Below are 14,022 nucleotides of genomic sequence, written 5' to 3' on the forward strand. Positions count from 1 at the left end.
CTCGCCGGTTCAGGAACCGGCGTGGCCGTCCCGTTCGAGCTTCTCGAGCGCAACGGCTCGGCGCATCGTCTCCCGCGCACGACTGCGGTCGCCCGCATAGTCGTAGGCGCGTGCGAGCCGGTAGGAGTTGCGCCAGTTGTCGGGGTCGGCTTCCCATTCCTGCTTCACGGTCGCGAACAGTTCGTCGGCGGCGTCCCGCTCGACCCGCCCCGACGGCATGCGGGGCAGGTCGTCGACGTCGAGTTCGAGGCCTTCGTCGTGGATCCGCCGCGCGAGGTGCTGATGCTGCAGCCCTGCGCGGAGGGTCGCGTAGACGATCCAGGCTCCCACGATCGGGAGAATGAGGATGCCGATCCCGAGACCGATCGCCGCGACCTCACCGGACCGGACCAGTTCCAGGCCGGTGGAGCCGAGCAGAACGAAGTAGAACCCCAGCGCCACCACGATGAACGCAATGGGGACGAGGACCTTGAGCGAGCCGGTTCTCACAGGTCGAGGAGGGGATCGATTCCGACGGTCAGACCCGGTCGCTTACCGATCTCCCGCACACCGAGCAGCACGCCGGGAGCGAAGGAGGAACGGTCGATCGAGTCGTGCCGAATGGTGAGGGTCTCGCCCTGGGTGCCGAGCAGCACCTCCTGGTGAGCGACGAGGCCGGCGAGACGCACGGAGTGCACGCGGACACCGTCGACGTCACCGCCGCGCGCACCGTCGAGTTCGGTGGTGGTGGCGTCCGGGCTCGGAGCCACACCGGCCTCGGCGCGGGCCTGCGCGATCAGACGGGCGGTGCGGTAGGCGGTGCCGGACGGGGCGTCGGCCTTGTTCGGATGGTGCAGCTCGATCACCTCGACGGAATCGAAGAACCGGGCGGCGGCCTGAGCGAAGCGCATCGACAGCACGGCACCGATCGCGAAGTTCGGCGCGATGAGCACGCCCACCTCGGGACGATCCGCGAGCCAGCTCCGCACCCGGTCGAGGCGCTCGTCGTCGAAGCCGGTGGTTCCGACCACGGCGTGGATGCCGTTCTCGACGAGGAAGTGCAGGTTGTCCATGACGACGTCGGGGTGGGTGAAGTCGACGACCACCTGGGTCTGCGAGTTCACGAAGGCGTCGAGGCTGTCGCCCTTGTCGACGGTGGCGACGAGCTCGAGATCGGACGCGGCGTCGACGGCGGCGCAGATCGCCTGGCCGACCTTGCCGGCAGCACCGAGTACACCCACCCGAACCTTTGTTGCATCCACTTGCGTCGTCACGCCCTTTCGTTGCCGTCTCCCCCGGAAATCCTACGCAACCACCCGTAGACGTCCCGAGCGGGTCGAACGCCACCTACTGCTGCGCGCAGAGCGCGTCGACATCGGACGCCTCCGGAGCCGACTGGCTCAGCTGAGGACGATTCAGGACACGAGCGCGCGCACCGACGCCGGAAGATCACGCGTGCGCCGGTAGGGGCCGGCGACGGCGACCGCGAACGGCCGGTGCAGCAGGTCGGCTGCCACGCTGCGCACCTCCTCGGTGGACACCGACGAGATGCGTTCGAGGGTCTCGGTGATGCCCCAGTGCTGCCCGTAGCTCAGTTCGCTGCGGCCGATCCGGTGCATGCGCGCCCCGGTGTCCTCGAGTCCGAGCACGAGACCGCCGCGCAGCGACCCCTTTGCGCGAGCGCATTCCGCGTCGGTGATGCCGTGTTCGGCCACGTCGGTGAGCACCTCACGGACCACCGCGCCGACCTCACCGAGATTGTCGGGCTGGCAGCCCGCGTACACGGAGAAGGCGCCGGTGTCGGCGAAGGTGTCGGTGCCGGAGTACACCGAGTAGGCCAGGCCCCGCTTCTCGCGCACCTCCTGGAACAGGCGCGAACTCAGCCCACCGCCGACGGCTGCGTTGAGCACCGACAGCGCCCAGCGACGCCCGTCGTGCCGACCGAAGGACCGCACGCCGAGCGTCAGGTGCGCCTGCTCGTTGTCGCGCTCGACGATGCTCATCGTCGGTGCAGTGCGCAGTTCGAGCCGTCCGTCGCGGCAGGGCGCGGGGGTGGCCGCGTCGTCCAGGTGACCGGCGAAGGCGCGGCGGACCAGTTCGACTGTGTGCGCGTGGTCGACGTTGCCGGCGACCGCGACGACCATCCGCGGCGGGGTGTAGCGGCGCACATGGAACGAGTGCAACTGGGTCCGGGTCATGGACTCGATCGACTCGACGGATCCGATGATCGGCCGGCCGATGGGGTGATCGCCGTACAGCGCGGTGAGCAGCGAGTCGCCGAGCAGATCCTCCGGATCGTCGTCGCGCATCGCGATCTCCTCGAGCACCACCTGACGCTCGACGTCGACGTCCGCGCTCAGGCACCGGCCGCGCAGGACGACGTCTGCGACGACGTCGACGGCGATCGGCAGGTCGTCGTCGAGGACGTGCGCGTAGAAGCAGGTGTGTTCCTTGCTGGTGAACGCGTTGAGCTCTCCCCCGATCCCGTCCATCGTCTCGGCGATGTCGAGAGCGGTACGCGTCGGGGTCGCCTTGAACAGCAGGTGCTCGAGGAAGTGGGCGGCACCTGCGACCGACGGTTGTTCGTCGCGGGATCCGACACCGACCCACACGCCGACGGCCGCCGAGCGCACTCCCGGGACGTGCTCGGTGACGACCCGCACTCCCCCGGGAAGGACCGAGCGGCGGACGCCGGTGGCCGCGACGGGTGCGGGGGTCGAAGCGTCGTTCTTCACGTGGGAACTGGAAGCCATGGGGATCTTCGGTGGTCCTGACAAGGTCGGGGGGCGCGGAACATTTCACAGTACACCGGGACTGTCCCCCACCATCGGTCGCGCTCACCACCCCCGTCGTTGCGGTTGCGAACCCACGAGCCGGCCGGGACGTGCCTCCTCGCGGCTGCGGTAGACGATGTACGGCCGGAACAGGTATCCGACGGGGGCACTGAAGGCGTGGACCAGGCGGGTGAACGGCCAGATGGCGAAGAGCAGGAGACCGATCAGCGCGTGCAGCTGGAAGCTGAACGGCGCCTCCACCATCAGGTCGCCGCGGGGTTGCAGGACCCAGATCGACCGGAACCACGGCGAGACGGTCTCCCGGTAGTTGTGTTCCTCGCCCACGACACCCGACCCCATCAGCGTGGTGGCGAGACCCGCCACGATCGCGGCGACGAGCACGACATACATGACCTTGTCGTTGAGAGTGGTGGCGCTGAAGACGGGACCGCGGGTGCGACGGCGGTACACGAGCAGGGAGATGCCGACGAGCGTCGAGACACCGGCGATCGTGCCGAGAGTGATGGCCTGCACGTGATAGGCGTGCTGACTCAACCCGACGGCGTCGGTCCACGACTGCGGGATCACCAGGCCGATGACGTGGCCGACGATCACGACCAGGATTCCGAAGTGGAACATCGGGCTCGCGATGCGCAGCAACCGCGCCTCGTACAGCTGGGACGAACGGGTGGTCCATCCGAACTTGTCGTATCGGTACCGCCACCAGGTCCCCACCGCGACGATCGCGAGTGTCACGTACGGCACCACGTCCCAGAAGATCTCTCCTGCACTCATGATTCCGGGACTCCTCGCCGGGAAGATCCGTCGGACGGCGACGAGGGCGCGGGCCGGGGCGGCACCGTCAGGGTGAAGGGCTGCAATCCGATCGACTCGCGGGGCGGTCCCGCCTGCGCGAGGCGCCGGGCCCGCTCCTCGTCCCGGGCGGTGACCGGCGGGAGCGTCGCGCACACGGCCGCGACGACCTGCGCGTACGGCGAGCCGGCCTCGTGCAGGGAGGTGTGCAGCACGTCGAGGGCCACCCGATACCGGGTGAGGAGTTCCTCACCCGCGGCGGGATCCACGGTGGCCGCGAATTCGAGGACGACCGGCAGATGGTCGGGTGATTCGTGGGCGGGCGGCTCGACGCCCGCGGCGCGGTAGGCACTCGCGAAGGCGTGCATCTCGGCGCCGCGATTCCGGGTGTCGCCCGCGGTCCAGTAGGTCAGGTACATCGTCGAGCGTCGCCGCAGGTCGAAGGTCTCGACGTACCGCTGGGCCAGGACGAGCAGATCCGGTTCGTCCAGTGCGCGGACCGCCGTCCCCAGCATGTCCTCCTCGGGACCGGTGATGTGGTCGACGAGCTGCCCGGCGACGTCCAGCCGTCCGGCGTGTCCGTCGTCGGGATAGGCCAGCAGCAGCGACGCGGCCTGACGGACGAGGCGACGGTGCAGTGCGCGATCGACGCCGGCGCGCCGTGGACGCAGCAGTCTCATCGCTTCTCCCCTTCCGTGCCGTGACCGCCCCTGTCGTGACCGCCCGGGAACATGCCCGTCGGCACGCCCTTGCCGTCCCAGTTCAGGAGGTTCACCCGCGACGGGTTCGACGCGTTCGCCGCCATCCCCTCACTGGTCTGCCGCTGGGCGAGGGCGTGGAAGGTCTCGACCGCCACCGGGACCGGGGCGCCGCTGGCCTCACCGAACGGACCCGACTCGTACATGCCGGGACCACCCTCGTAGGACAGTGCGCAGTCCGTCGCCGACTCCTCGAGGCGATGCCCTTCGGCCGCGTAGGCGGTGGGGATGACGTACCGCTCGTCGTACTTGGCGAGCGCGAGGAGCCGGTACATCTCGTAGATCCGTTCCTCGGTCATGCCGACGGCCTCGGGGATCTCGGGGCGGGTCTCGCGGCCGAGATTGATGTCGCGCATGTAGGAGCGCATCGCAGCGAGTCGTCGCAGCACCGCCTCGACCGTCGCGGTGTCCCCGGCGGTGAACAGTTCCGCGAGGTACGCGATGGGGATGCGCAGGGCGTCGAGGGCGCCGAACAGGTTGCCGATGTCCTCGCCGTCGTGTCCCTCCCGGCTGACGGCGTCGACGACCGGCGACAGCGGTGGCACGTACCAGACCATCGGCATCGTCCGGTATTCCGGATGCAGCGGCAACGCGACCCGGTAGGTGCTGATCAGGTCGTAGACCGGGGACCGTTGCGCGGCCTCGATCCACTCGTCGGAGATGCCCTCGGCGCGGGCGCCGGCGATCACCTCGGGGTCGCGGGGGTCGAGCAGCAGCCCGCGTTGCGCCTCGTACAGGTCGGTGTCGTTCTCCACCGATGCCGCCTCCAGGACCCGGTCGACGTCGTAGAGGACCAGACCGATGTACCGAAGCCTGCCCACGCACGTCTCCGAACACACCGTCGGCAACCCGACCTCGACGCGCGGGTAGCAGAAGGTGCACTTCTCGGCCTTGCCGGTCTTGTGGTTGAAGTACACCTTCTTGTACGGGCATCCGGACACGCACATCCGCCAGCCGCGGCACCGGTCCTGGTCGACGAGGACGATGCCGTCCTCCGACCGCTTGTACATCGCGCCGGACGGACACGACGCCACACACGACGGGTTGAGGCAGTGCTCGCAGATCCGCGGCAGGTAGAACATGAAGGTCTGCTCGAACTCGAGCTTGATCCGGTCGCCGACCTTCTTCAGGATCGGGTCGTCGGGCACGATCGCCGGTGAGCCACCGAGGTTGTCGTCCCAGTTCGCCGACCATTCCACCTTCATCGGTTCACCGGAGATGAGGCTGCGCGGCGAGGCCACCGGGACGTGGTCGCCGAGGGGGGCGTTCGTCAGGTTGTCGTAGTCGTAGGTCCACGGTTCGTAGTAGTCGTCGATCGACGGCATCTTCGGGTTCGAGAAGATGCGCGCGAGTTTCGCGAGGCGTCCACCGTCGCGGAGACGCAGCCGTCCCTTGGTATCCCGGACCCAGCCACCGCGCCAGCGTTCCTGATCCTCGTAGGTGCGCGGATAGCCCTGGCCCGGGCGGGTTTCGACGTTGTTGAACCACACGTACTCGGTGCCCGACCGGTTGGTCCACGCCTGTTTGCAGGTCACCGAGCAGGTGTGGCATCCGATGCACTTGTCGAGGTTCATCACCATCGCGAGCTGTGCCATGACCTTCACGATCGCCTCGCTTCCTGCTCACTCATCAGTAGACGACCTCCTGGGATCGGCGCCGCACGATCGTCACCTCGTCGCGCTGGTTGCCCGTCGGGCCGAGATAGTTGAACGCGTAAGCCGTCTGCGCGTATCCACCGGCCAGGTGGCTCGGCTTGATGAGGATGCGGGTCAGCGAATTGTGGATGCCGCCGCGGCGTCCGGTGGTCTCGCTGCGCGGGACGTCGATGACGCGGTCCTGGGCGTGGTAGACGAACACCACCCCTTCGGGCATCCGGTGCGAGACGATCGCCCGGCACACCACGACACCGTTGCGGTTGACGGCCTCGACCCAGTCGTTGTCGCTCACCGAGATCTTCGCGGCGTCGGCCGGCGACATCCACATCGTCGGCCCGCCCCGGGACAGCGACAGCATGAACAGGTTGTCCTGGTATTCCGAGTGGATCGACCACTTCGAGTGCGGGGTCAGGTATCTCACCGTCAGACCGATACCGTCGCCGGAGCCGACCGCCTGCTCGCCGAACAGCCGCGACATGTCGAGCGGGGGCCGGTAGACCGGGAGCTGCTCCCCGAGCTCTTCGAGCCAGTCGTGGTCGACGTAGAAGTGCATCCGGCCCGTCAACGTGTGAAAGGGTTTCAGCTCCTCGATGTTCACGGTGAACGGCGCGTACCGGCGACCTCCCGTTTCACTCCCCGACCATTCGGGGCTCGTGATGACCGGTACGGGACGGGCCTGAGTGTCGGCGTAGGTGATCCGCCGTTCCTCGCTGCCCTCCGCGAGGTGCACGAGTCGCCGTCCGGTGCGTTTCTCCAGTTCGCGGAAACCCTCGACGGCGAGCCTGCCGTTGGACGTGCCCGACAGCGCGAGGATCGTGTCGGCCATGCGCTCGGCGGTGGTGATCGCCGGGCGTCCCTGTCCGGCACCGGAATTCATCACGCCGAATCTCTGTGCCAGTTCGGCGACCTCACGGTCCGGCCGGGTCACGACGCCCTTGGTGTTCACCCCGAGGGTCTCGACGAGCGGACCGAGCGTCGCCCACTTCTCCGCGATCGCACCGTAGTCCCGTTCGACGACGGTGAGCGGACCCATCGTCCTCCCCGGAACCGGCACCTCGCCGGTCGAGCGCCAGTCCCGTTCGGTACCGGACGGATACGCCATCGCCGCGGGCGTGTCGTGCTGCAGTGTCCCCATCACGATGTCGGTGCGGGTTCCCAGATGGGTCCGGGCGAGGGTGCTGAAGGTCTGCGCGATGGCGCCGAAAGCGTCGTAGTCCGAACGGGTCTCCCAGGGCGGGTCGACCGCCGCGGTGAAGGCGTGGATGTAGGGGTGCATGTCGGTGCTCGACAGGTCACCCTTCTCGTACCAGGTCGCGGCGGGCAGGACGATGTCGGAGAACAACGTCGTCGAGGTCATGCGGAAGTCGATCGACATGAGCAGGTCGAGTTTTCCTTCGGGCAGGCCGTCGGGCCACGCCACCTCACCGGGTCGCAGGCCGGGGGCCGTCGGCTCGGCCTGCACGTTGGAGTCGGTGCCGAGCAGGTGCCGCAGGAAGTACTCGTTGCCCTTGCTGGACGAGCCGAGCAGATTCGACCGCCACACGCTGAGCACGCGCGGCCAGTTCCGCGGGTCGTCGGGGTCGGTCACCGACAGTTTCAGTTCGCCCGAGGCGAGTTGCTGGGCGACGTGCTGCGGGATCTCCCGTCCCGCCGCCCGTGCCTGTTCGGCGACCTCGTGGGTGTTGCGGTCGAACTGGGGATAGAAGGGCGTCCAGCCCATGGCGACCGCGGACGCCATGACGTCCATCGTGTGCTTGTCGCGGAAACGCCCTCGCCCCAGGGGACTGGCCAGCGCATCGGCACGGTAACCGTCGTAGCACCACTGATCGGTGTGCACGTACCAGTAGGAGGTGCCGGCCATCTGGCGAGGTGGGCGAGACCAGTCCGTCCCCATCGCCATGGCCGCCCATCCCGTGACGGGACGGCACTTCTCCTGGCCGACGTAGTGCGCCCACCCGCCTCCGTTGCGTCCCATGCAGCCGGTGAGCATGAGCAGCGCAAGTACGGCGCGATAGGTCGCGTCGCCGTGGAACCACTGGCAGATGCCGGCCCCCATGATGATCATCGAACGCCCGCCCGACTCCTCGGCGTTGCGGGCGAACTCCGTCGCGATCCGGATCGCCTGGGCCGCGGGCACCCCGGTGAGGGCCTCCTGCCAGGCCGGGGTGTACGGCGAGCCCGGGTCGTCGTACCCGCTCGGCCACTGCCCGGGCAGGTCGAGCTCCGGACGGTTCACCCCGTACTGCGCGAGCATCAGGTCGAAGACGGTGCACACGAGGTGGTCCCCGATCCGACGGACCGGCACGCCCCGTTCGATGCTCTCACCGTGCCCGTCGACGGTGTCGAAACTCGGCAGGTACACCGCCGAGGTCTCGCCCGCTCCCCCGCCGCCGGGCGTGACCGTCAATGTCGGGACGAGGTCGCCGAGTTCGAGATTCCACTTTCCGATGCCGTCGTCGCCGTAGCGGAAGCCGAGGGAGCCCGGGGGTACGACGACGGTGTCGGTCGCACCGTCGACGAAGACCGGTTTGAAGGCCGCGTTCTCGACGCTGTGCCCGAGATCGGCGGCGGTGAGGTTCTTGCCCGGCACGAGCCTTCCGTCGCGTTCCTCGAGCCGCACGAGGAAGGGCAGGTCGGTGTATCGGCGCACGTAGTCGACGAAGAACGGAACGCGCTGCCGCACATAGAACTCGGTGAGGAGCACGTGGCCCATCGCCATCGCCAGGGCACCGTCGGTACCGGCCGCGCACGCCATCCACTCGTCGGCGAACTTGGTGTTGTCGGCGTAGTCCGGACTCACCGAGACGACCTTGGTGCCGCGGTAGCGGACCTCCGTCATCCAGTGCGCGTCCGGGGTGCGGGTGACGGGCACGTTCGAACCCCACATCATCAGGTAGGAGGCGTCCCACCAGTCCCCGGACTCGGGTACGTCGGTCTGATCGCCGAAGACCTGCGGCGACGCCACCGGTAGGTCGGCGTACCAGTCGTAGAACGACGTCATCACGCCGCCGAGCAGTTCGACGAACCGGGATCCGGCGGCGAAGGAGACCATCGACATGGCGGGGATCGGCGAGAAGCCGGCCACCCGGTCGGGTCCGTACTCCTTGATGGTGTGGACGTGCGCGGCGGCGATCATCTCGGTGGCCTCGGCCCACGTGACGCGCACCAGTCCGCCCTTGCCGCGGGCACGCTGGTAGCGGCGGCGCCGTTCGGGATCGTTCTGGATGTCGGCCCAGGCGAGCACCGGATCGCCGAGTCGCTGCCGCGCCTCCCGGTACATCTCGACGAGCAGCCCGCGCGCGTACGGATAGCGCACGCGCGTCGGCGAGTAGGTGTACCAGGAGAAGGCCGCGCCGCGCGGGCACCCGCGCGGTTCGTACTCGGGACGGTCGGGACCGACTGTCGGATAGTCGGTTTCCTGGGTCTCCCAGGTGATGATGCCGTCCTTGACGTAGATCTTCCACGAGCACGAGCCGGTGCAGTTCACCCCGTGTGTGGAGCGGACGACCTTGTCGTGGCTCCAGCGGTCCCGGTAGAAGATGTCGCCCTCGCGGCCACCGCGCCGCGTGACCGTGCGTGTGTCGTCGGACTGCTCGCCGGAGGTGAAGAACCGTCCGCTGCGCACGAGCAGTTCCTCGATCCGGTTCCCGACTCCGGCGGTGTCCGTCACGGCTTCTCCTCACGTACGTCGCGGGTTCCGGATCGTGCGACCGATGGGGGCGGTTCGTGGGCGTGCAGCCGAAATGCGGTGTAGAGCAGGCACACCAGTGCCGTCGCCGCGAGCAGGAGCAGACCGACGGTGTAGTCGTTGCCCTCGGCGTCGTAGGTCGCGCCCATCACCAGTGGCGGGAAGTAGCCGCCGAGCCCACCGGCAGCGGCGACGATGCCGGTGACACTGCCCACTGCGTGCGCCGGGGCGCGGCGCGCCACCCACGCGAAGACACCGCCGGTGCCGATGCCCAGGAAGATCGCCATTGTGATGAACGTCAGCGCCGACCACAGGTCGGGCGGGGGCTGGAAGGTCGCGATCACCGCCATCACGGCGGTGCCGGTGAACGAGGCCAGGACCACGTACTTCGGCGGCACCCGGTCCGACAGCGCTCCGCCCACGGGCCGGGCGAGGACCGCGGCGAGCGCGAAACCCGCCGTGCGCGTACCGGCGTCGACGGCGGAGAAGCCGTAGATCGTCTTGATGTAGGTGGGCAGGTAGTTGCTGAACGCCACGAATCCGCCGAACACGACCGCGTACAGGAACGACATCTCCCAGGTCACACCGAGTTTCGCCGCGGCTGTCAGTTTGGGCAGCACCGGGTCGGTGTTGGGACGGAAATCGGGAGCGTTGCGCATCACCAGGATGCACACCACGGCGGTCACGGCGAGGGCGGCCGCCACGACGATGTGGGTGGGCACCAGCCCGAACCAGTTCACGAAGCGCGGGGTGAAGAAGGCCGACAGGGCCGTGCCCACCATGCCCGCCCCGAACACGCCGGTCGCGAAGCCGCGGCGGGCGGGTTCGTACCAGTTGTTGGCGAACGGGATCCCGACCGCGAAGATCGTGCCGGCGATGCCGAGGAAGAAGCCGCAGACCAGGAGCAGCGGGTAGGAGCCGGCCTCGGCGGCGAATCCGACCGCGACGACGGGAACGATCGACAGCAGCGAGACGGCGATGAACATCGCCCGTCCGCCGTACCGGTCCGTCATCGCCCCGACCGCGATGCGGCCGAGGGAGCCTACGAGGATCGGCGTGGCCACCAGCATCGACGCTTCCGTGCTGCTGAGCGACATGTCGGTGGCGTAGGTCGTCGACAGCGGCCCGATCATGTTCCAGGCCCAGAAGTTGATGGCGGACACCCAGGTCGCCAGAGCCAGATTCGCTCCGCGCAACCTCCCGAGATCCGTTGGCGTGGCCGTTCTCACATATTCAGGGAACCATTCCCGGGCGCGGTCCGGACCCGGTTCGGCGGAACCTCACCCGGATGACGTCCGGCCGTTGCACCCCGGTAACCATGGTCTGCCGGAAACGACGCACCCGTGGTGCCCGACCGGATGTCGGGCGCCACGGGTGCGGGGTTCACGCGCCCACCGGGAACCGGCAGGCGGGTGGGGTGATCAGGACTCGGCGTTCTCGCCGGTCGCAGCGGCCTCGGCCGACTCGTCCTCGACGGGGACGAGGCTGATCTTGCCGCGGTTGTCGATGTCGGCGATCTCGACGCGGATCTTCGAACCGACGTTCACGACGTCCTCGACCTTGGCGATGCGCTTGCCGTTGCCGAGCTTGCTGATGTGCACCAGGCCGTCGCGGCCGGGGAGCAGGGAGACGAACGCTCCGAACGCCGTGGTCTTGACCACGGTGCCGAGGAAGCGCTCGCCGACCTTCGGCAGCTGCGGGTTGGCGATGGCGTTGATCTTGTCGATCGCGGCCTGCGCGGACGGGCCGTCCGCTGCACCGACGTAGACGGTGCCGTCATCTTCGATGGAGATGTTGGCGCCGGTCTCCTCGGTGATCGAGTTGATCATCTTGCCCTTGGGGCCGATGACCTCACCGATCTTGTCCACCGGGACCTTGATGGTGGTGATACGCGGAGCGAACTCGCTCATCTCGTCGGGCGTGTCGATGGCCTCGGCCATGACCTCGAGGATCGTGGCGCGGGCATCGTGGGCCTGCGAGAGCGCACCGGCGAGGACCTGCGACGGGATGCCGTCGAGCTTGGTGTCGAGCTGCAGGGCGGTCACGAAGTCCTTCGTGCCGGCGACCTTGAAGTCCATGTCGCCGAACGCGTCCTCCGCACCGAGGATGTCGGTGAGGGCGACGTAGCGGGTCTCACGGGTGCCGTCCTCGAGCTCGACCTCGTCGGAGACCAGGCCCATGGCGATACCGGCGACCGGGGCCTTGAGCGGCACACCGGCGTTGAGCATCGACAGCGTCGAGGCGCAGACCGAACCCATGGACGTCGAGCCGTTCGAGCCGAGGGCCTCGGAGACCTGACGGATGGCGTAGGGGAACTCCTCCTGGCTCGGCAGAACCGGGATGAGCGCGCGCTCCGCGAGGGCACCGTGGCCGATCTCGCGACGCTTCGGCGAGCCGACACGACCGGTCTCACCGGTGGAGTACGGCGGGAAGTTGTAGTGGTGCATGTAGCGCTTGCTGGTCTCGGGACCGAGCGAGTCGACCTGCTGCGCCATCTTCACCATGTCGAGCGTGGTGACACCCATGATCTGGGTCTCGCCGCGCTCGAACAGCGCCGAACCGTGGGCGCGGGGAACGACCGCGACCTCGGCGGAGAGGGCACGGATGTCGGTGACACCGCGGCCGTCGATGCGGAACTGGTCGCGCAGGATGCGCTGGCGCACGAGCTTCTTGGTCAGCGAACGGAAGGCAGCGCCGATCTCCTTCTCGCGACCCTCGAAGTTCGGAGCGACCTGCTCGAGCACCTCGACCTTGATCTCGTCGGTGCGGTCGTCGCGCTCCTGCTTGCCGGCGATGGTGAGCGCCTCGGCGAGCTTCTCCGACGCAGCGGACTCGACCGCGGCGTAGACGTCGTCCTGGTAGGGCGGGAACAGCGGGAACTCACCGGTGGGCTTCGCGGAGGCGGAGGCGAGCTGCTGCTGCGCGATGCACAGGCGGGCGATGAACGGCTTCGCTGCCTCGAGGCCCTCGGCCACGACGGACTCGGTGGGCGCCTGGGCGCCACCGTCGACGAGCGCGATGACGTTCTCGGTCGCCTCGGCCTCGACCATCATGATCGCGACGTCGGCGGTGTCGGGGTTGTCTCCCCCACCGACGATGCGACCGGCGACGACCATGTCGAAGACGGCGTTCTCGAGCTGCTCGACGGTCGGGAACGCGACCCACTGGCCCGACTTGTTGTCGTCGGAGACGATGAGCGCGACACGCACGCCACCGACCGGGCCGGAGAACGGCAGGCCGGCGAGCTGGGTGGAGGCCGACGCGGCGTTGATCGCGACGACGTCGTAGAGGTCGTTCGGGTTCAGGCTCAGAACCGTGACGACGACCTGGATCTCGTTGCGCAGACCGTCGACGAAGGACGGGCGCAGCGGCCGGTCGATCAGACGGCAGGTCAGGATCGCGTCGGTGGAGGGGCGTCCCTCACGACGGAAGAACGAGCCGGGGATGCGACCCGCGGCGTACATGCGCTCCTCGACGTCCACCGTCAGCGGGAAGAAGTCGAACTGGTCCTTGGGCTGCTTCGAGGCGCTGGTAGCCGAGAGCAGCATGGTCTCGTCGTCGAGATAGGCGACGACCGAACCGGCGGCCTGGCGTGCGAGGCGGCCGGTCTCGAAACGGATGGTGCGGGTGCCGTAGGCACCGTTGTCGAGCGTCGCGGTGGTCTCGTAGACCCCTTCGTCGATCTCGACTGCGGTAGTGCTTGTCATCTGTATGTCTTCTCTTCCCTCTTCGTCTTCGCCGTACCCGCGCGGGCGCCGCGACCCCCGTGGCCACGGCTGCGCACCGACTCACGGAGGCGGTCGTCGATCGAAACCCTCCGGCGGATTCGGGATACGACACCCGACGGGACCGGAAGGTCACTACCGAGGACCGACACCGTCGGTGCATACGGATCATCACCATTGGAGGCGATGGAAGTCGCCGGCCGAACCGGCACAAACACCGACAGCCAACGGGGCCCAGTGTAGTGGGTACCCCGTCGGCTGCCGGAAAAGATCAGCGAATGCAGATCAGGTCGTGTCGTGTCCGCGTCAGCGACGCAGACCCAGACGCTGGATGAGCGAGCGGTAACGCTCGACGTCGACCTTCTCGACGTACTTCAGCAGGCGGCGACGACGACCGACCAGCAGCAGCAGGCCGCGGCGGGAGTGGTGGTCGTGCTTGTGCTGCTTGAGGTGCTCGGTGAGGTCCACGATGCGCTTGGTGAGCAGTGCCACCTGCGCCTCGGGGGAACCGGTGTCGGTCTCGTGGAGGCCGTACTCGCCGAGGATCTGCTTCTTCTGTTCGGTGGTCAGAGCCACTGGGTCACTCCTGTACAACTGACGTCCGCGTGACGGTAGACGGACCGGAGTCCG

At 68.3% G+C, this 14,022-nt stretch carries 10 protein-coding genes; all 10 read right to left on the minus strand.

Translation table 11 applies throughout. The features are described from left to right. Positions 1 to 9 precede the first annotated feature (9 nt). Positions 10 to 489, minus strand: coding sequence for a hypothetical protein (locus ACPCXD_RS07340; RefSeq protein WP_039587008.1), 480 nt, complete (start codon positions 487 to 489; stop codon positions 10 to 12). Further along, entirely contained in the window at positions 486 to 1,241 is a 756-nt protein-coding gene (dapB, locus tag ACPCXD_RS07345; RefSeq protein WP_170318494.1) for a 4-hydroxy-tetrahydrodipicolinate reductase, read from the minus strand. Before dapB ends, ACPCXD_RS07340 begins: the two co-directional genes overlap by 4 nt. 153 nt (positions 1,242 to 1,394) lie before the next feature. Further along, positions 1,395 to 2,732 (minus strand): M16 family metallopeptidase, encoded by a 1,338-nt coding sequence (locus ACPCXD_RS07350; RefSeq protein WP_088898230.1) that lies wholly within the window; start codon positions 2,730 to 2,732, stop codon positions 1,395 to 1,397. Between the two features lie 84 nt (positions 2,733 to 2,816). Beyond that, entirely contained in the window at positions 2,817 to 3,548 is a 732-nt protein-coding gene (gene narI / locus ACPCXD_RS07355) for a respiratory nitrate reductase subunit gamma (protein WP_229567953.1), read from the minus strand. Further along, positions 3,545 to 4,246 (minus strand): nitrate reductase molybdenum cofactor assembly chaperone, encoded by a 702-nt coding sequence (gene narJ / locus ACPCXD_RS07360; RefSeq protein WP_229567952.1) that lies wholly within the window; start codon positions 4,244 to 4,246, stop codon positions 3,545 to 3,547. Before narJ ends, narI begins: the two co-directional genes overlap by 4 nt. Then, positions 4,243 to 5,928, minus strand: coding sequence for a nitrate reductase subunit beta (gene narH, locus ACPCXD_RS07365; RefSeq protein WP_258259311.1), 1,686 nt, complete (start codon positions 5,926 to 5,928; stop codon positions 4,243 to 4,245). The genes narJ and narH overlap by 4 nt, the downstream gene beginning before the upstream one ends. Before the next feature lie 25 nt (positions 5,929 to 5,953). After that, positions 5,954 to 9,649 (minus strand): nitrate reductase subunit alpha, encoded by a 3,696-nt coding sequence (locus ACPCXD_RS07370; protein WP_258259310.1) that lies wholly within the window; start codon positions 9,647 to 9,649, stop codon positions 5,954 to 5,956. Beyond that, a complete protein-coding gene (locus ACPCXD_RS07375; protein WP_423659058.1) occupies positions 9,646 to 10,896 on the minus strand; it encodes a nitrate/nitrite transporter in 1,251 nt (416 codons plus the stop codon). The genes ACPCXD_RS07370 and ACPCXD_RS07375 overlap by 4 nt, the downstream gene beginning before the upstream one ends. A 192-nt stretch (positions 10,897 to 11,088) precedes the next feature. Then, positions 11,089 to 13,374, minus strand: a complete 2,286-nt coding sequence (locus tag ACPCXD_RS07380; RefSeq protein WP_060650958.1) for a polyribonucleotide nucleotidyltransferase — start codon at positions 13,372 to 13,374, stop codon at positions 11,089 to 11,091. 324 nt (positions 13,375 to 13,698) lie between these two features. Continuing rightward, entirely contained in the window at positions 13,699 to 13,968 is a 270-nt protein-coding gene (rpsO, locus tag ACPCXD_RS07385) for a 30S ribosomal protein S15 (protein ID WP_006551263.1), read from the minus strand. Between the last annotated feature and the right edge of the window lie 54 nt (positions 13,969 to 14,022).

It is taken from the genome of Rhodococcus sp. AB351 (genome assembly GCF_049538275.1).
Classification (GTDB): domain Bacteria; phylum Actinomycetota; class Actinomycetes; order Mycobacteriales; family Mycobacteriaceae; genus Rhodococcus.

Bases quoted from the DNA above. Each gene is read 5' to 3' on its own strand.
- ACPCXD_RS07350 (WP_088898230.1), bottom strand. From the start codon at position 2,732: ATGGCTTCCAGTTCCCACGTGAAGAACGACGCTTCGACCCCCGCACCC.
- narI (WP_229567953.1), bottom strand. From the start codon at position 3,548: ATGAGTGCAGGAGAGATCTTCTGGGACGTGGTGCCGTACGTGACACTC.
- narJ (WP_229567952.1), bottom strand. From the start codon at position 4,246: ATGAGACTGCTGCGTCCACGGCGCGCCGGCGTCGATCGCGCACTGCAC.
- ACPCXD_RS07380 (WP_060650958.1), bottom strand. From the start codon at position 13,374: ATGACAAGCACTACCGCAGTCGAGATCGACGAAGGGGTCTACGAGACC.